Annotated in this window: 16 protein-coding genes; 12 read left to right on the plus strand and 4 right to left on the minus strand. The window is 72.8% G+C overall.

Features of this window, described 5'->3' with window-relative positions; translation table 11 throughout:
* Positions 1–11 precede the first annotated feature (11 nt).
* Genes ACWGJM_RS24845 through ACWGJM_RS24860 form a run of 4 tightly spaced genes read left to right on the plus strand, consistent with a single transcriptional unit; the run spans position 12 to position 3751 of the window.
* Positions 12–1079 carry a glucose-1-phosphate thymidylyltransferase gene (locus ACWGJM_RS24845; protein WP_453413889.1) on the plus strand — a complete coding sequence of 356 codons (1068 nt, stop codon included), beginning with the start codon at positions 12–14 and terminating at the stop codon, positions 1077–1079.
* A complete protein-coding gene (gene rfbB, locus ACWGJM_RS24850) occupies positions 1076–2053 on the plus strand; it encodes a dTDP-glucose 4,6-dehydratase (RefSeq protein ID WP_453413890.1) in 978 nt (325 codons plus the stop codon). Before ACWGJM_RS24845 ends, rfbB begins: the two co-directional genes overlap by 4 nt.
* Positions 2053–2946 carry a dTDP-4-dehydrorhamnose reductase gene (gene rfbD / locus ACWGJM_RS24855; protein ID WP_453413891.1) on the plus strand — a complete coding sequence of 298 codons (894 nt, stop codon included), beginning with the start codon at positions 2053–2055 and terminating at the stop codon, positions 2944–2946. Before rfbB ends, rfbD begins: the two co-directional genes overlap by 1 nt.
* Complete coding sequence (locus ACWGJM_RS24860) at positions 2933–3751, plus strand: hypothetical protein (protein WP_453413892.1); 819 nt, start codon at positions 2933–2935, stop codon at positions 3749–3751. Before rfbD ends, ACWGJM_RS24860 begins: the two co-directional genes overlap by 14 nt.
* Here the strand turns inward: ACWGJM_RS24860 and rfbC are convergent.
* From rfbC to ACWGJM_RS24880, 4 genes are all read right to left on the minus strand, one after another.
* Complete coding sequence (gene rfbC / locus ACWGJM_RS24865; RefSeq protein ID WP_453413893.1) at positions 3736–4341, minus strand: dTDP-4-dehydrorhamnose 3,5-epimerase; 606 nt, start codon at positions 4339–4341, stop codon at positions 3736–3738. The genes ACWGJM_RS24860 and rfbC overlap by 16 nt on opposite strands.
* 4 nt (positions 4342–4345) lie before the next feature.
* Positions 4346–6310 (minus strand): glycosyltransferase family 2 protein, encoded by a 1965-nt coding sequence (locus ACWGJM_RS24870; RefSeq protein ID WP_453413894.1) that lies wholly within the window; start codon positions 6308–6310, stop codon positions 4346–4348.
* 122 nt (positions 6311–6432) lie between these two features.
* On the minus strand, positions 6433–7017 hold the full coding sequence (locus tag ACWGJM_RS24875) for a hydrolase (RefSeq protein WP_453413895.1): 585 nt from the start codon (positions 7015–7017) through the stop codon (positions 6433–6435).
* Between the two features lie 346 nt (positions 7018–7363).
* Entirely contained in the window at positions 7364–7810 is a 447-nt protein-coding gene (locus tag ACWGJM_RS24880) for a MarR family winged helix-turn-helix transcriptional regulator (protein ID WP_453413896.1), read from the minus strand.
* Between the two features lie 171 nt (positions 7811–7981).
* On the opposite strand from ACWGJM_RS24880, the gene ACWGJM_RS24885 reads away from it, so the two are divergent.
* The 8 genes from ACWGJM_RS24885 (at position 7982) to ACWGJM_RS24920 (ending at position 16900) form a co-directional block, all read left to right on the plus strand.
* Positions 7982–11026: an FAD-binding and (Fe-S)-binding domain-containing protein gene (locus tag ACWGJM_RS24885; protein WP_453413897.1), complete on the plus strand. Its 3045-nt coding sequence runs from the start codon at positions 7982–7984 to the stop codon at positions 11024–11026.
* 64 nt (positions 11027–11090) lie between these two features.
* Positions 11091–12200: an enolase C-terminal domain-like protein gene (locus ACWGJM_RS24890; protein ID WP_453413898.1), complete on the plus strand. Its 1110-nt coding sequence runs from the start codon at positions 11091–11093 to the stop codon at positions 12198–12200.
* Between the two features lie 14 nt (positions 12201–12214).
* On the plus strand, positions 12215–13972 hold the full coding sequence (locus ACWGJM_RS24895) for a glycoside hydrolase family 15 protein (RefSeq protein WP_453413899.1): 1758 nt from the start codon (positions 12215–12217) through the stop codon (positions 13970–13972).
* A 2-nt stretch (positions 13973–13974) separates the two neighbouring features.
* A complete protein-coding gene (locus ACWGJM_RS24900; protein ID WP_453413900.1) occupies positions 13975–14982 on the plus strand; it encodes an SDR family oxidoreductase in 1008 nt (335 codons plus the stop codon).
* A gap of 28 nt (positions 14983–15010) precedes the next feature.
* Entirely contained in the window at positions 15011–15511 is a 501-nt protein-coding gene (locus tag ACWGJM_RS24905) for a metallophosphoesterase family protein (RefSeq protein WP_453413901.1), read from the plus strand.
* Between the two features lie 37 nt (positions 15512–15548).
* Positions 15549–15731, plus strand: coding sequence for a hypothetical protein (locus tag ACWGJM_RS24910; protein ID WP_453413902.1), 183 nt, complete (start codon positions 15549–15551; stop codon positions 15729–15731).
* Positions 15732–15938: 207 nt separating this feature from the next.
* Complete coding sequence (locus tag ACWGJM_RS24915) at positions 15939–16535, plus strand: MFS transporter (protein ID WP_453413903.1); 597 nt, start codon at positions 15939–15941, stop codon at positions 16533–16535.
* The gene (locus tag ACWGJM_RS24920) at positions 16532–16900 is read left to right on the plus strand and encodes a hypothetical protein (RefSeq protein WP_453413904.1); all 369 of its coding nucleotides are present in this window, start codon (positions 16532–16534) and stop codon (positions 16898–16900) included. Before ACWGJM_RS24915 ends, ACWGJM_RS24920 begins: the two co-directional genes overlap by 4 nt.
* Positions 16901–16926: the final 26 nt, after the last annotated feature.

The raw sequence follows: 16926 nt of genomic DNA on the forward strand, positions 1-16926 counted from the left end.
AGGTGTGGCAGATGAAGGCTCTGGTGCTCTCCGGCGGTGCCGGTACCCGGCTACGGCCGATCACCCACACGTCGGCCAAACAACTTGTCCCCGTGGCCAACAAGCCGGTGCTCTTCTACGGGCTGGAGTCCATCGCGGCGGCCGGGATCACCGAGGTCGGCATGATCGTCGGCGACACGGCCGCCGAGATCGAGGAAGCGGTCGGTGACGGCTCCAAGTTCGGCCTGGAGGTCACCTACATACCCCAGGAGCGTCCCCTGGGCCTCGCCCACGCGGTGCTGATCGCGCGGGAGTTCCTCGCCGACGACGACTTCGTGATGTACCTCGGGGACAACTTCGTCGTGGGCGGCATCCGGGACCTGGTCGAAAGTTTCCGTACGAGCCGGCCCGACGCGCAGATCCTGCTGACCCAGGTCCCCGACCCCCGCTCCTTCGGTGTCGCCGAGCTCGACCCGACCGGGCAGGTGATCGGCCTGGAGGAGAAGCCCGAGCACCCCAAGAGCGACCTCGCCCTGGTCGGGGTCTACCTGTTCACCCCCGTGATCCACGAGGCGGTGCGGGCCATCAAGCCGTCCTGGCGGGGCGAACTGGAGATCACCCACGCCATCCAGCACCTCATCGACGCCCGCGCCGACGTCCGCTCGACGGTCATCAAGGGCTACTGGAAGGACACCGGCAACGTCGGTGACATGCTCGAGGTCAACCGCATCGTCCTCGAGGGCATGAAGCGGCGCATCGACGGCGAGGTGGACGAACTGTCCGAGACCGTCGGACATGTGGTCGTCGAGGAGGGGGCACGGATCGCCAACTCGCGGATCGTCGGCCCGGCCGTCATCGGATCGGGCACCGTGGTCGCCGACTCCTACGTCGGCCCGTTCACCTCGATCGCGGAGAACTGCCGGATCACGGACAGCGAGCTGGAGTTCTCCATCGTGCTGCGGGACTCCTCCATCGACGGGGTGGGCAGGATCGAGTCCTCGCTGATCGGCCGGCACACCGAGGTGACTCCTGCGGCCGGCCTGCCCAGTGCCCACCGACTCGTCCTCGGAGACCACAGCAAGGTGCAGATCCGTTCATGAATCTCCTCGTCACCGGCGCCGCCGGGTTCATCGGCTCCACATACGTCCGCTCGCTCCTCGCCGACGACACGCCCGACGCGCCGCGCGTCACCGTGCTGGACAAGCTGACCTACGCGGGCACGCTCGCCAACCTGCCCGCCGGCCATCCCCGCCTTCAGTTCGTCCAGGGCGACATCTGCGACGCCGATCTGGTCGACAAGCTCATGGCGGAGGCCGACCAGGTGGTGCACTTCGCCGCCGAGTCCCATGTGGACCGCTCGATCACGGGGGCGAGCGAGTTCGTGCTCACCAACGTGGCCGGCACCCAGACCCTGCTGGACGCGGCCCTGCGCCACGGCGTCGGCCCGTTCGTGCACATCTCCACCGACGAGGTCTACGGCTCCATCGACTCCGGCTCCTGGCCCGAGACCCACCCGCTCGCGCCCAACTCCCCGTACTCCGCCTCCAAGGCCTCCTCCGACCTGCTCGCCCTGGCCTACCACCGCACCCACGGCCTGGACGTGCGGGTCACCCGCTGCTCCAACAACTACGGGCCGCACCAGTTCCCGGAGAAGGTCATCCCGCTGTTCGTCACCAACCTCCTCGACGGCCACAAGGTCCCGCTGTACGGCGACGGACGCAACGTACGCGACTGGCTGCACGTCGACGACCACTGCCAGGGCGTGGAACTGGTGCGCACCAAGGGCCGCCCCGGCGAGGTGTACAACATCGGCGGCGGCACGGAGCTGAGCAACAAGGAACTCACCGGGCTGCTCCTCGAAGCCTGCGGGGCGGACTGGGACCGGGTGGAGTACGTCACCGACCGCAAGGGCCACGACCTGCGCTACTCCGTCGACTGGAGCAAGGCCCGCGACGAACTGGGCTACCGGCCGCGCCGCGACTTCGCCACCGGCCTCGCCCGCACGGTCGGCTGGTACCGGGACAACCGCGCCTGGTGGGAACCGCTGAAGCGGCGCGCCCAGCAGGGGGCCTGATGCGGTGGCTGATCACCGGCGCGGGCGGGATGCTCGGCCGTGACACCGTCGGGGAACTGCTGCGGCGCGGCGCGGACGTGACGGGACTGGACCGCGCCGCCCTGGACATCACCGACCCCGGCGCCGTCCGCCGGGCCTTCGGAGAACACCGGCCCGAGGTCGTCGTCAACTGCGCCGCCTACACGGCCGTCGACGACGCCGAGACCGACGAGGCACGGGCCCTCGCCATCAACGGCGATGGGCCGCGGCTGCTCGCCCGCGCCTGCGCCGAGCACGGCGCCCGTCTGGTCCACGTCTCCACCGACTACGTCTTCTCCGGCGAGACCCGCGGCACCCCCTACCCGGAGGACCATCCCCCCGCGCCGCGCACCGCGTACGGCCGCACCAAGCTGGCCGGGGAGCGGGCGGTCCTCGAGGAACTCCCGGGCGCGTCCGCCGTCGTGCGCACCGCCTGGCTGTACGGCGTCCACGGCCGCAGCTTCGTCCGCACGATGCTGGAGCTGGAAGGCCGCCGGGACACCCTCGACGTGGTCGACGACCAGCGCGGGCAGCCGACCTGGAGCGCGGACGTCGCCGCCCGGATCGCGGACCTCGGCGCGGAGCTCCACCGGGACACCGGCGCGCACGGTGTCTTCCACGCCACCGGTTCCGGCGAGGCCAGCTGGTACGAACTGGCCCGGGAGGTGTTCCGGCTCGCCGGCGCCGACCCGGACCGGGTGCGGCCCACCGACAGCCGGGCCTTCATCCGGCCCGCGCCCCGGCCCGCCTACAGCGCCCTCGGGCACGACCGGTGGCGGGAGGCCGGTCTGGCACCGCTCAGGGACTGGCGGTCCGCCCTGCACGAAGCACTGCCGCACATCTTGAAAGGAATATCCAGCGATGTCGATTCGTGAGACCGTGAAGTCCGCATTGGGCGAGAAGAACATGCGGGTGCTGCGTCGGCTGAAGCGTCGTGTCAGCAAGTGGACGCAGCCCGCCAAGCCCTCCAAGCCGAGCGGACTCGACGCGATCTCCAACGATCTCAACAAGCTCGCCGTGCATTTCAAGACGGACAAGTGGGGGACGCACCGTTACACCCAGCACTACCAGCGCCATCTCCAGCACCTGAAGAAGGAGTCCTTCAATCTGCTGGAAATCGGCGTCGGCGGTTACAGCCGGGCCGGGCAGGGCGGCGCGTCGCTGCGTATGTGGAAGGCGTTCTTCCCGAAGGCGCAGATCTTCGGAATGGACATCCAGGACAAGTCATTCGTCGACGAGGACCGCATCACGACGTTCATCGGCGACCAGTCCGACCCCTCGTCCCTGAACGCCGTCGCCGACAAGATCGGTGACCTCGACGTCATCATCGACGACGGCAGTCACCGCAGCCCGCACGTGCTCACGACGTTCGCCACGCTCTTCCCCCGGCTCAAGGACGGTGGCATCTACGCCGTCGAGGACACGCAGTCGTCGTACTGGCCGGAATGGATGGGCAGCGAGGACCGCGACGACCCGAACACCAGCATGGGGATGCTGAAGCGGCTGACGGACGGGCTGAACTACGAGGAGTTCGTCGACGAGAACTACCAGCCGAGCTACACGGACCTCAACGTCGTGGCGGTGCACTTCTACCACAATCTGGTGATCATCGAGAAGGGCCGGAACGCCGAGGGCACCAACAAGCGGAGTGCGCTGAAGCAGCGCTACGCCAAGTCCTGACCGCGCAGCCGCTCGTAGTGGGCGGAGCAGTCCGCGTAGGTGGGAAGCAGTCCGGACCGCTCCGCCTCGGCCAGTGACGGGGCCGCCGCGTCCTTCTCGGACAGCAGCGGCTCGATGCCGTCCGGCCAGGCGATGCCCACATCGGGGTCGAGCGGGTGCACCCCGTGCTCGCGCCCCGGCGCGTACCCGGCCGAGCACAGATACACCACCGTGGCGTCGTCGGTGAGCGCCATGAAGGCGTGCCCCAGCCCCTCCGCGAGGAACACGGCGTGCCGGGTGTCGTCGTCCAGACGTACGGCCTCCCAGCGGCCGAAGGTGGGCGAGCCGACACGGATGTCCACCACCACGTCCAGGACGGCGCCCCGGACGCAGGTGACGTACTTGGCCTGACCGGGCGGTACGTCGGCGAAGTGGATCCCGCGCAGCACGCCCCGCCGCGACACCGAGCAGTTGGCCTGGGCGAGCTCGAGGTCGTAGCCGGTGGCCTCGCGGAACTCCTCGCCCCGGTACCACTCGTGGAAGCTGCCCCGGGAGTCCGGGAAGACCTTGGGTTCCAGCACCCAGGCGTCCGCTATCTCCAGTGCCCGCACCTCGTCACGCCCTCCGTGTCTCGTCCGTGGATGTCATCCTCCGCCGGGCCGCGCCCGCGATCCGCCGCACCGTGCGCAGCAGCCGTCGCACCGGGCCGGGCACCGGCGGCCCCGACACCTCGACGTCTCCGGTCCGGCTCACGCGCAGGGCCAGCGGCAGCGCGAGGAAACGAGGCGTCTCCGCCTCCGGCGCCAGGCACAGTTCCGGCCGCCACACCGCCCCCTGCATCGCGGACAGGGGCAGCCCGGTCCGCAGGAGCGAGCCGTTCCCGTCGGCGGGGGTGAGCGTCCCGGATGCCTGGAGCGGGCCGCCCGACGCGGTGCCGGTCCAGCGCAGCAGGACGTCGGTCCGGTCGGCGACGTACAGCGGCAGCGCGAGGCTGAGCAGCCCGTCGCCGGAGACCGCCGCGTCCTCGGGGGTGAGCGCGGTCAGGCCCAGGGACTTGGTCGCCCGGTCCACGTCCAGGGAGAAGTTCTCGTACTGCTTGGTCCAGTACGGCAGCACCACCCGGCCGTCGACCACGCCCGCGGGCGGTACGGGACGGCCGTGGTGCGGGGCCGGGCCCAGCCGGCAGTCCTTGGACCAGCCGCCCAGGCCGACCCGGACGTACGCGTCCCACAGCCCGGTGTACAGCGGGGCACCGCCGGCCGCCGCGGCGGGGTCGACGGTGGCCGTGGCGCTCAGCACCAGCCGGATCCGCCCGTCCTCGGCCGGGACGCGCTCGCGGGTGAGCTCGGCCCGCTGGAGGAAGGAGGCGGAACTGGCGCGGTCGCGCAGGATCAGGTCGGCGGTGGCCTTCCCGAAGCCGTTCACGGCGGCCGCGCCGAGCCAGACGATCGCCTCGTCGAGATCCCGGGGCACGCCGTCGGCGGGCGCGCCGGTGCTGTCCGCGGCGAAGGTCAGCGGGCGGCCGGCGGAGTGGTACTCGGCGGTGAACTCGATGCGCAGCCCGCCGTCCCGCCACTCCGCCGCGGTCGGTACGGCCTTGGGGGCGATGCCGCTCTCCCACTCGGCGTGGGCGACCAGCTCGTCGTAGCGGTCCTCGCGGATCAGCGCGGCGGCGATCCGCTGTCCCGGGCGCAGTCCGGCGGCCACGCCGGGCCCGAAGCGCTCGAGGATCACCCCGCGGATCTCCTGGAAGAGGTCCCGGCGGTAGTCGTCCGGCAGGGCCAGCAGGCGGCGCCCGCTCATCCGGTCGACCATCTCGACGCGCAGCCAGCGGCGCATCAGCCGGTTGCGCACCGGGCCCGGCTCGGTGTACCGCTCGACGACGTCCAGGGCCTCGCGGAGGTTCTTGAAGTAGCCGACCGGGTCGAAGCGCTGGAAGCCCGCGTTCGAGGCGTCGTCCCGTTTGACGTGGTAGTAGCAGACGTAGTCGCTGAGCACCGAGACGTTGTCGGCCCGCAGGTACGCCTCGGTGACGAAGACGTGGTCCTCCAGGCGGCGCCGGCCCTCCGGGAAGCGCAGGCCGGTACGGTCCAGGAAGGCGCGGCGGACCATCTTGTGCGGGGTGAGGCTGTCGATCAGGGGGGCGTTCTCGACGGTGGCGTGCGGATGGTTGCGGCGGAACAGCTCCACCGGCACCGGGCGGCCCTTCCCGGCCATCTTTCCGACGATCACGTCGGCCTTGTTCGCCACCCCGTACTCGTACATGCGTTCGAGGGCTGCGTCGCCGAGGTAGTCGTCGTTGTCGACGAACATCACGAACTCGCCCTGTGAGGCCTCGATGCCGACGTTGCGGGGCTTGCCCGACCACCCCGAGTTCTCCTGGTGGATCACCTGGATGTGCGGGTGCTCGGCGGCGAGGGCGTCCAGGCGGGCCGGGGTGCCGTCCGTGGAGCCGTCGTCGACGAAGATCACCTCGAACTCGTCGGGAGGCAGCGACTGCCGCAGCATCGAGGCGATGCAGTCCTCGATGTAGGGCCCGGGGTTGTACACGGGGACGATGACGCTGACCTTGACCGGCATCCGGTTTCCAAGCCCCCTTTGATCGCCACCCGTTGCCTGGGTGGCACGTGCGCGTGGCCGAATGCTAACCCGGCCCCTTGTCTGGACGTTTGTTCGCCCTCCGCAAGGGGCCCGGCCGGCGGTCAGCCGTGCGTCTTGGTAAGAAGCTCCAGCACCTCGGCCGTCGTACCCGACTCGCCGAGCCTCGGGAAGATCCGCTCGACGCTGCCCCGGTGCGCCTCCGGGTCGCTGTCGGCCATCGCGTCCGTGGCGAGGGTGACGTGGTAGCCGTGGGCGTAGGCGTCGCGGGCGGTGGACTCGACGCCGATGCTGGTGGCGATGCCGGTCAGCACGATCTGGGTGACGCCGCGACGGCGCAGCTGGACGTCGAGGTCGGTGCCGTGGAAGGCGCTCCAGTTGTGCTTGGTGACGCGGATGTCGCCGGGGTGGCCGCTCAGCTCGTCGACCACGGTGTCCCAGCCCTCCGGGAAGGTGAGGCCGCGTGCCTGGCGCTCGGTGCGGCCGGGAACGGCGTCGGCCCAGTCGGGGGCGAACGAGACCCGGACCAGGACCACGGGCAGGCCGTGGGCCCGGAAGGCGTCGGCGAGCTCGGCCGTGCGGGCCACCACGTCCGGGCCGGTGTGCGGCTGGGTCGGCATGCCCACGATGCCGTTCTGGAGGTCGATCGCGACGAGGGCGGTACGGGGGTCCAGGGCGGTCAGTGCCATGGTCAGGCCTTTCGAGGTGAGGGGCCGCGGGACGGCCCGGAGGGTCGCCGTCGGCAGCGGTGTCGAGCCGGCGGGTGTGAATCGGGTGTGAACAGGGCAAGGCCGTGCGGCCGGCGGTGCCGGCGCGGGCCGGGAAGGAGACCGCAGGCGGACGGAGCCTGTGTGGGCCGTACGCGCCCACCGGCCGGCCGCGGCGGCCGGCGACGACGGTGGCCGGGTGGAGCGTCGGGACCAGCCGGACGTCCCGGCCGGCGGTGCACCGAGGGCGGTCCCGATGGTGACCGGCCGGCGGTCGAGCCCGGCGAGGGCCGGACATCCGGCGCGGCACGCCGGGCGAGTCCCGGCGTCAGGGCTGCGAGAGCCGTTCCAGGAGGGCCAGCGCCTTCAGCACGGTCTGCCGCTCCTCCTCGGTGTACCGGTCCTGGAAGGCCCGGGCCAGCCACTCCTCGCGGACCTGCCGGTTGCCCTCGACACGGGCCCGGCCGGCCTCGGTGAGGGTGACCAGCTGACGCCGGCCGTCGTCCGGGTCGGGGGCCCGGCGGATGAGACCGTGCTGGTCCAGCGCGGCCAGCGTGGTGGCCATCGACTGCGGTCGCACGCCCTCGGCGGCGGCCAGGGCGCTGGCCGTGGCCGCGCCGTGCTTGCCGACCAGGGTGAGCGCCGACTCCTGGGACGGAGTCAGGACTCTGTTGTCCTCGTCCCGCGCGACCTCGCGGATGCGACGCCGCAGCCGGCTGAAGACCACTCGCAGGTCGCGTGCGGTGCGGGTCGCGGAGTCGGAGATGTGCTCCATGCCGCCCACTCTATGGCCGTCAGGCAAGGCTGTCCAGTTGAAACTGTTCAGTTGTATCTGACTAGTTGGGCGGGCGGCTGGTCGTGACGCTCCGTTCCACCAGGCGATCCCGGGGTACTCGCCCGTCCATGACCGTGCAAGGACGTCGGGCGATATCGAGGACGTGAGCAGATGACCCCTCCGGACGTGACCGGCTTGGAGACGGCTCTGCGCGCCGAGGTGGACGGCGAGATCCGCTTCGACGCGGGCAGCCGCGGTGCCTACGCCACGGACGGCTCGAACTACCGGCAGGTCCCCATCGGTGTCGTCGTCCCCCGCACCGTCGAGGCGGGGGCGCGTGCCGTGGCGGTCTGCGCCCGGTTCGACGCCCCCGTCCTCTCCCGCGGCGGCGGCACCAGCCTGGCGGGACAGTCCACCAACACCGCCGTCGTGATCGACTGGAGCAAGTACTGCGACGCGCTGGTCTCGGTGGACCCCGAGGCGCGGACCTGCGTGGTCGAGCCCGGCATCGTGCTGGACGAGCTCAACCGCCAACTGGCCGATCACAAGCTTCAGTTCGGACCGAAGCCGTCCACGCACAGCCACTGCGCGCTCGGCGGCATGATCGGCAACAACTCCTGCGGCGCCTCCGCGCAGGCGTACGGCAAGACCGTGGACAACGTGCGCCGCCTGGAGATCCTCACCTACGACGGCGTCCGCGCCTGGGTGGGACCGACGTCCGCCGCCGAACGCGAGCGGATCACCGCCCAGGGCGGCCGGCTCGCCGACCTCTACGACGGCCTGGACCGCATCGTCACCGAGTACCTGGCCGACATCCGCCGCGGCTACCCCAAGATCCCCCGCAGGGTCTCCGGTTACAACCTCGACTCCCTGCTGCCCGAGAACGGCTTCGACGTCGCCAGGGCCCTGGTCGGCAGCGAGGGCACCCTGGTGACCGTGCTGCGCGCCGAACTCGACCTGGTGCCGGTGCCGCCGTACAAGTCGCTGCTGGTGCTCGGCTACGACGACATCTGCGCCGCCGCCGACGACGTGTCGCACCTCCTAGAGCACTGCTCGCCCAGCCAACTGGAGGCCCTCGACGGGCGGATGGCACAGCTGATGCGCGAGGAGGGCGCCTACCTGGACTCCCTCGACGTCCTTCCCGAAGGCGACAGCTGGCTGATGGTGCAGTACGCCGGCGACAGCCAGGACGACGTCGACGAACAGGCGCACGCCCTGCTGCGCGCCATCGGGCGCGGTGAGAAGGACGCGAACGTCGCCTTCTCCGACGACCCGGACCGCGAGGAGAAGATGCTCAGGGCCCGCGAGGCCGGGCTCGGTGTCACCGCGCGTCCCCCGGACGACCGCGAGACCTGGGAGGGCTGGGAGGACTCGGCCGTCCCGCCGGAGCGGCTCGGCGACTACCTGCGCGACCTGAAGAAACTGTTCGAGGAGTTCGGCTACGACCACCCCTCCCTGTACGGGCACTTCGGGCAGGGCTGTGTGCACACCCGCATCCCCTTCGGGCTGAAGACCGCCGAGGGCGTACGGGACTTCCGCCGGTTCCTGGAGCGCGCCGCCGACCTCGTGGCCTCCTACGGCGGCTCGCTGTCCGGCGAGCACGGCGACGGCCAGTCCCGGGGCGAACTGCTCACCCGCATGTTCGGCGAGCGGCTCGTGACCGCCTTCGGGGAGCTGAAGACCCTGTTCGACCCACGCGACCGGATGAACCCGGGCAAGGTCGTCCGCCCCAACCCCGTCGACGGGCAGCTGCGCCTCGGCTCCGGCTGGCGCCCCGCCACGCCCGACACCCACTTCGGCTATCCGGAGGACGAGCACTCCTTCACGCGCGCGGTCATGCGCTGCGTCGGCATCGGCAACTGCCGCAGCCACTCCGGCGGCGTGATGTGCCCCTCGTACCGGGCCACCAAGGAGGAGGAGCACTCCACGCGCGGCCGGGCCCGGCTGCTGTTCGAAATGCTCGACGGGCATGCGGACTCCGCCGTCAAGGACGGCTGGCACTCCACCGAGGTCCGCGACGCCCTCGACCTGTGCCTGGCCTGCAAGGGCTGCAAGTCGGACTGCCCGACCGGGGTCGACATGGCGACGCTCAAGGCGGAGTTCCTGGCCCACCACTACGAGGGCCGCAAACGCCCCGCCGCCCACTACTCGATGGGCTGGCTGCCAGTGTGGGCGCGGCTGTCGCGGATCGCCCCCTCGCTCGTCAACAGCGCGCTGCACGCGCCCGGCCTCGCCCAGTTGGGCAAGCGGCTGGCGGGCGTGGACGGCGCCCGGCCGGCGCCGGTCTTCGCCGAACAGTCCTTCGTCGAGTGGTGGCAGGAGCGCGGCACCGAGGAGCCCGACCCGGCCGACCCGCGGACCGTGGTGCTGTGGCCCGACACCTTCAGCACCTACTTCCACCCCTCCATCGCGATGTCGGCCGTACGGGTCCTCGAAGACGCGGGCTTCCGGGTCGCCGTCCCCGGCAAGCCGGTGTGCTGCGGCCTCACCTGGATCTCCACCGGGCAGCTCACCGTCGCCAAGAAGGTGCTCCGCCGCACCCTGGACGTGCTGCGCCCCTACCTCGAGGCGGGCACCCCGGTCATCGGCCTGGAACCCTCGTGCACCGCCGTGTTCCGGGCCGACGCGCCCGAGCTGATGCCCGCCGACCAGGACGCGTGCCGGCTCGCCGGGCAGGTCCGCACCTTCGCCGAGCAACTCGTCCACCACGCGCCCGACGACTGGCGGCCGCCGCGGCTCGCCCGGCAGGCGACCGTGCAGACCCACTGCCACCAGCACGCCGTCATGAAGTCCGACGCCGACCGCGAGCTGATGCGCCGTGCCCACCTCGACGCCGACGTCCTCGACGAGGGCTGCTGCGGCCTGGCCGGCAACTTCGGCTTCGAACGCGGCCACCACGAGGTGTCCATGGCCGTCGCCGAACAGGGCGTCCTGCCCGCCGTCCGCGAGGCGGCCCCCGGCAGTCTGCTCCTCGCCGACGGCTTCAGCTGCCGCACCCAGATCGAGCAGGGCGACACCGGCCGCCGCGCCCTGCACCTTGCCGAGGTGCTGGCCCTCGCGATGGACGGCAACCTGCCGAGCGACCGGCCCGAGCGCCTCGCCGACCGGCCGCCGGAGCCCTCCCGCACCGCCCGCTGGGCGACCACCGCCTCCCTCGCCGCCCTGACCGGCGCGGTGGCCGGCGGGGCCGCACTGCGGCTGCGGCGCCGCACATGACCCGGGAGCAGTACCACCGCACCACCGAACCCGCCCGCGCACGGGCCCACTTCAGGGAGGAGACATGACGGACCAGCCGGTCGTCGAACAGGTCGACAGCTCCGTCTACACCGTGCCCACCGACGCGCCCGAGGCCGACGGCACCCTGGCCTGGGACAAGACCAGCCTCGTCCTGGTCACCGTCCGCAGCGGCGAGGTGAGCGGGCTCGGCTACACCTACGCGCCCGCGGCCACCGCGGAGGTCGTGGACGACCTGCTGGCCGGTGTCGTCACCGGCTCCCCGGCGTTCGACGTGCCCCGCCTCAACGAGGAGATGTGCCGTGCGGTGCGCAACGCCGGCCAGCCCGGTATCGGCGCACAGGCCGTCGCCGCCGTCGACATCGCCCTGTGGGACCTCAAGGCCCGCCTGCTCCGCCTGCCCCTGGTCAGCCTGCTGGGCGCGGCCCGCGACGACGTGCCGGTGTACGGCAGCGGCGGCTTCACCACGTACGACGACCAGCGGCAGGACCGGCAGCTGCGCGCCTGGGCCGAGGACCAGGGCATCCCCCGCGTCAAGATCAAGATCGGGGAGTCGTGGGGCACCCGCGAGGACCGCGACCTGGAACGCGTCCGCCGGGCCCGCGCGAGCATCGGCGACGCCACCGCCCTGTACGTCGACGCCAACGGCGGCTACGGCGCGAAGCAGGCCCTCCGCGTCGCCGACGCCCTCGCCGGCCACGGCGTGACCTGGTTCGAGGAACCGGTCTCCTCCGACCACCTCACCGCTCTCGCGGGGATCCGCGCCCACGCCCCCATGGACGTCACCGCGGGGGAGTACGGCTACACCCTCCCGTACTTCGAGCACATGCTCGCCGCCGAGGCGGTGGACTGCCTCCAGATCGACGTCACCCGCTGTGGCGGCATCACCGTCTGGCTGCGCGCCGCCGCCCTCGCCCACGCCCGGGGCCTCGACGTCTCCGGGCACTGCGCGCCGCACGCGCACGCGCACGTCGCCGCCGCGGTGCCCAACCTGCGCCATCTGGAGTGGTTCCACGACCACGTCCGCATCGAGCGCATCCTCTTCGACGGCGTACTCGACCCGGTCGGCGGCAGCATCGCCCCGGGCACCGGCGGCTCGCCCGGACTGGGGCTCACCCTCGACGCCGAGCGCGCCCGGCCGTACCGGGTGCGCTGACCGAGGAGACCCCCATGAGCAGCCACTTCGCACCGCACGCACTGCACGACTACGCCCTGCTGGCCGACGGCGAACGCGGCGCGCTGATCGGGCCGGACGGAGCCGTCGTCTGGCTCTGCGCGCCCGGCTGGCACGACGACGCCGTCCTCGCCTCCCTCATCGGCGGCCGCGGCGGCTACGCCGTCACCCCGCGCGCCCCCTACGTCCCCGGCGGCTACTACGAGAACGGCAGCCTGATCCGGCGCAGCCGCTGGGTCACCACCGAGGGCGTCGTGGAGTGCCGGGAGGCGCTCGCCTTCCCCGGCGAGCCGGGCCGCGTGGTCCTGCTGCGCCGGCTGCACGCCGTCGACGGGCCCGCCCACCTCACCGTCGTACTCGACCCGCACGCCGACTACGGCCGCGCCCCGCTCGACTCCGCCCACCGCGACGACGCCGGCGTGTGGCACCTGCACACCGGCCACCACCGGCTGCGCTGGCAGGGCGCGCCCGCCGCGACCCTCCGCGAGCAGGGACTGACCGCCGAACTCGTGCTGAAGCCCGGGGAGACCCACGACCTGGTCCTGGAGTGCTCCCCCTCCCCGCTCCCGCGCACCCCGCCGCACGCCGAGCAGGCATGGTCCGCGACCGAGCGGGCCTGGCGGCGCACGGTACCCCCGCTGGACCACACCATCGCCCCCGGCGACGCCCGCCTCGCCTGTGCCGTGCTGCGCGGCCTGACCACGCACGGCGGCGGCATGGTCGCGGCGGCGACCACCAGCCTCCCGGAACGCGCCGAGGAGGGCCGCAACTACGACTACCGGTACGTGTGGATCCGCGACCAGAGCTACGCCGGCCAGGCCGCGGCCGCCGCGGGCGTCCCCGAACTGCTCGACGCCGCCGTCCGCTTCACCGCCGAGCGGCTGTGCGCCGACGGCCCCCGCCTCGCCCCCGCCTACACCGTGCGCGGCACCCCCGTCCCCGACCAGCGGGAGCTCGACCTGCCCGGCTACCCCGGGGGCTTCGACCGGGTCGGCAACCGGGTGGAGAAGCAGTTCCAGCTCGACTGCTTCGGCGAGGCCCTGCTGCTGTTCGCCGCGGCGGCCCGGCACGACCGGCTCGACGCCACCGCGGCCGAGGCCGCCGAAGCCGCCGTACGCGCCATCGCCGACCGGTGGCGCGAACCCGACGCCGGGATCTGGGAGCTGTCCCCCCGGGAATGGACCCACAGCCGCCTGATCTGCGTCGCCGGACTGCGCGCCCTCGCCGCCGCCGACCCCCGCCACCCCCGCGCCGAGACCTGCGTCCGGCTCGCCGACACCGTCCTCGCCGCCACCACGGCCACCTCCCTGCACGCCGACGGACACTGGCAGCGCAGCCCCGACGACCCCGCCGTGGACGCCGCGCTGCTGCTGCCCGCCGTACGCGGAGCCCTGCCCCCGGACGACCCCCGCACCCTCGCCACCCTCGACGCCTGCCGCCACGCGCTCGCCGAGGACCACTTCCTGTACCGCTTCCGCCACGACGGCCGGCCCCTCGCGGACTCCGAGGGCGCCTTCCTGCTCTGCGGATTCGTCATGGCGCTGGCCGAACACCAGCAGGGACGGACCGTCTCGGCACACCGCTGGTTCGAGCGCAACCGCGGCGCCTGCGGCGCCTCCGGCCTGTACGCCGAGGAGTACGACATCGCCCAGCGCCAGCTGCGCGGCAACCTCCCGCAGGCCTTCGTGCACGCACTGCTCCTCCAGAGCGCGGCCCGGCTGGGCCAGGACCACCCGCACCCCGAAAGGAGCTGACCATGCCCGCCACCGTCGTCATCACCGGTGCCAGCGCCGGCATCGGCCGCGCCACCGCCCGCCTCTACGCCCGGCGCGGCGCCGACGTCGTGCTCGTCGCCCGCGGCCGCGGCGGACTGGAGGCCGCCGCCGACGAGGTCGCCGCGCTCGGCGGCCGGCCCCTGGTGCAGGTCGCCGACACCGCCGACGCCGACCAGGTCGAGGCCGTCGCCGAGGCCGCCGAGAAGGAGTTCGGCCCCATCGACGTCTGGATCAACTGCGCCTTCACCAGCGTCTTCGCACCCTTCGACGAGATCGGTCCCGAGGAGTACCGGCGGGTGACCGAGGTGACCTACCTCGGCTTCGTCAACGGCACCCGGGCCGCACTCGGGCGCATGCTGCCCCGCGACCGGGGCACCATCGTGCAGGTCGGCTCCGCGCTCGGCGAGCGGGCGATCCCGCTCCAGTCCGCGTACTGCGGCGCCAAGCACGCCATCAACGGCTTCACCTCCTCGCTCCGCGTCGAACTGCTGCACCGCGGCAGCAACGTGCACATCACCGTCGCCCAGATGCCCGCCGTCAACACCCCCCAGTTCGACTGGGTGCGCTCCCGCCTGCGCAAGCACCCCAGCCCCGTCCCTCCGATCTACCAGCCCGAGGTCGCCGCCCGGGGCGTGCTGTACGCCGCCGACCACCCGCGCCGCAAGCAGTACTACGTCGGCGCCACCACCGTGGCCACGATCTGGGCCAACCGGCTCGCCCCCGCCCTGCTCGACCGCTATCTGGCGCGTACCGGCTTCGACGCCCAGCAGACCGACAAGGAGGCCCCGACCGGCCGCGACAACCTCTTCGAGCCCGCCGACCGGCTGCCCGGCGACGACCACGGCGCCCACGGCGTCTTCGACGACAGCTCCCACAGCCGCTCCTGGCAGGCCGCCCTCGCCCACCACCCCGCCGCCACGGCCCTCGGCACCGGCCTCGCCGCGGTGACCGCGGTGCGCGGCATCCGGCGCCTCGCCAAGTCCGGCTGACGACGACGTGCCCCGATAACCTGAGCATGTGCGCCTGCTCCTGATGTCCGACACGCATCTCCCCAAGCGCGCCAAGCGCCTGCCGGACCAGCTCCTGGCCGAACTCCCGCGTGCCGACGTCGTGATCCACGCCGGGGACTGGGTCGACACCGACACCCTCGACCTGCTGGAGAGCCGCAGCCGCCGGCTGGTCGGCGTGTACGGCAACAACGACGGGCCTCGGCTGCGCGCCCGCCTGCCCGAGGTGGCGTACGCCGACCTGGGCGGACTGCGCTTCGGCGTCGTCCACGAGACCGGCCCCGCCCAGGGCCGCGAGGCCCGCTGCGCCGCCCGCTTCCCGGGCCTCGACGTCCTGGTGTTCGGCCACAGCCACATCCCGTGGGACACCACCGCCCCCGGCGGCCTGCGTCTGCTCAACCCCGGCTCGCCCACCGACCGCCGCCGCCAGCCGCACTGCACGTACCTGACGGCGACCGTCACCGACGGCGCGCTCACGGACGTCACGCTGCACCGGCTGCCGCAGCGGTGAGGGCCGTCGGCGACATCTGACAGCCGGGGTTCCGCCGGTGCCACGTGGTACCCGGGAGGTCGCGATCGTCAACGTGGCTCTCCCCGCCATCGGCTTCGGCCTGGGCGCGGATGTCGGTGGCCTCCAGTGGGTGGTCGACAGCTACGCCCTGACGCTCCCCTCCCTGATGCTCACCAGCGGCACCGCGGGCGACCGCTACGGGCACAACGCGTCGTGCTGACCGGCCTCGCCGTATTCGGCGCCGGGGTCCCTGGCCTGCGGCCTCGCTAGCTACGCCCTGACGCTCCCCTCCCTGATGCTCACCAGCGGCACCGCGGGCGACCGCTACGGGCACAACGCGTCGTGCTGACCGGCCTCGCCGTATTCGGCGCCGGGGTCCCTGGCCTGCGGCCTCGCTCCGGGCGTCCAGTTCCTCGTCGTCGCCCGCGTGATCCAGGGCGCGGGCGCCGCGCTGCTGCTGCCGGGCACGCTCGCCATCATCGGCCGGGCCTTCCCCGACGACGCCCGGCGGGCGCGGGCGATCGTCGTCTGGGCCGGCATCGGCAGCCTGGCGCTGCCCGCGGGACCGCTGCTCGGCGGCGCGCTCACGGACGGGCCGGGCTGGCGCGCGGTGTTCCTGATCAACGTGCCGATCGTGCTTCTCGCGCTGATCTGGTCCACGGCGGTCGTCCGGGAGAGCGTCGAGGACCGGGCCCGTGCCCTGGACCTGCCCGGCCTGCTGCTCGGCGCCCTGGCGCTGCTGGCGGTGACGTACGCCTTCATCGAGGGCGGACGCGCCGGCGCGGGCGCGCCCGAGGTGGTCACGGCCGCGGTCGTCGGCGGGGCCGCGCTGGTGGCGCTGGGCGTCGTAGAGGTGCGCCGCGGGGACACCGCCATGCTGCCGCCGACGCTGCTCGCGCGGCCCGCCTTCGGCACGGCGAACGTCTGCGTCGTGATCATGAACCTGGGCACTCTGGGCACCCTGTTCGTGCTCACCCTGTTCCTTCAGTCGGTGCAGCACCGCTCGGCGCTCCTGGCCTGGTGATCGCCGCGGCCGGGCTCGCGCTGCTGGTGCGGGCCGCGCCGGGCTCCGGGTACGCCGTGCTGCTCCGGGCGTTCCTGCTGTGGGGCACGGGCTGCGGCCTGCTCACCCCGGCCGTGGTCGCGGCGGCCGTCGCCGCCGTCCCCACCGAACGCTCGGGCCTTGCCTCGGCGGTCAACAACGCCGCACGCCAGACGGGCGGTGCGATCGGGATCGCGGTGGCCGGACAGCCCGACGACACGACGCGCTTCGCCCACGGCATCCACACTGTGGCCCTCGGCTCCGCCGGCCTCTACGCGGCGGCGGCCCTGCTCGCGCTCGGCCTGCTGCCGGGGTCGCTCGTACCCGTCAGGCGGGCCGAGAGGTGAGGGAAACGAGATCCGGGCCGCCCCGC

The sequence above is a fragment of the Streptomyces sp. NPDC054834 genome, assembly GCF_053611185.1.

Excerpts from the sequence above, each read along its gene's own strand:
- ACWGJM_RS24880 (WP_453413896.1), bottom strand. The coding sequence starts at position 7,810 with ATGGAGCACATCTCCGACTCCGCGACCCGCACCGCACGCGACCTGCGA.
- ACWGJM_RS24885 (WP_453413897.1), top strand. The coding sequence starts at position 7,982 with ATGACCCCTCCGGACGTGACCGGCTTGGAGACGGCTCTGCGCGCCGAG.
- ACWGJM_RS24890 (WP_453413898.1), top strand. The coding sequence starts at position 11,091 with ATGACGGACCAGCCGGTCGTCGAACAGGTCGACAGCTCCGTCTACACC.
- ACWGJM_RS24860 (WP_453413892.1), top strand. The coding sequence starts at position 2,933 with ATGTCGATTCGTGAGACCGTGAAGTCCGCATTGGGCGAGAAGAACATG.
- ACWGJM_RS24845 (WP_453413889.1), top strand. The coding sequence starts at position 12 with ATGAAGGCTCTGGTGCTCTCCGGCGGTGCCGGTACCCGGCTACGGCCG.
- ACWGJM_RS24900 (WP_453413900.1), top strand. The coding sequence starts at position 13,975 with ATGCCCGCCACCGTCGTCATCACCGGTGCCAGCGCCGGCATCGGCCGC.
- rfbB (WP_453413890.1), top strand. The coding sequence starts at position 1,076 with ATGAATCTCCTCGTCACCGGCGCCGCCGGGTTCATCGGCTCCACATAC.
- ACWGJM_RS24895 (WP_453413899.1), top strand. The coding sequence starts at position 12,215 with ATGAGCAGCCACTTCGCACCGCACGCACTGCACGACTACGCCCTGCTG.
- ACWGJM_RS24870 (WP_453413894.1), bottom strand. The coding sequence starts at position 6,310 with ATGCCGGTCAAGGTCAGCGTCATCGTCCCCGTGTACAACCCCGGGCCC.
- ACWGJM_RS24875 (WP_453413895.1), bottom strand. The coding sequence starts at position 7,017 with ATGGCACTGACCGCCCTGGACCCCCGTACCGCCCTCGTCGCGATCGAC.
- rfbD (WP_453413891.1), top strand. The coding sequence starts at position 2,053 with ATGCGGTGGCTGATCACCGGCGCGGGCGGGATGCTCGGCCGTGACACC.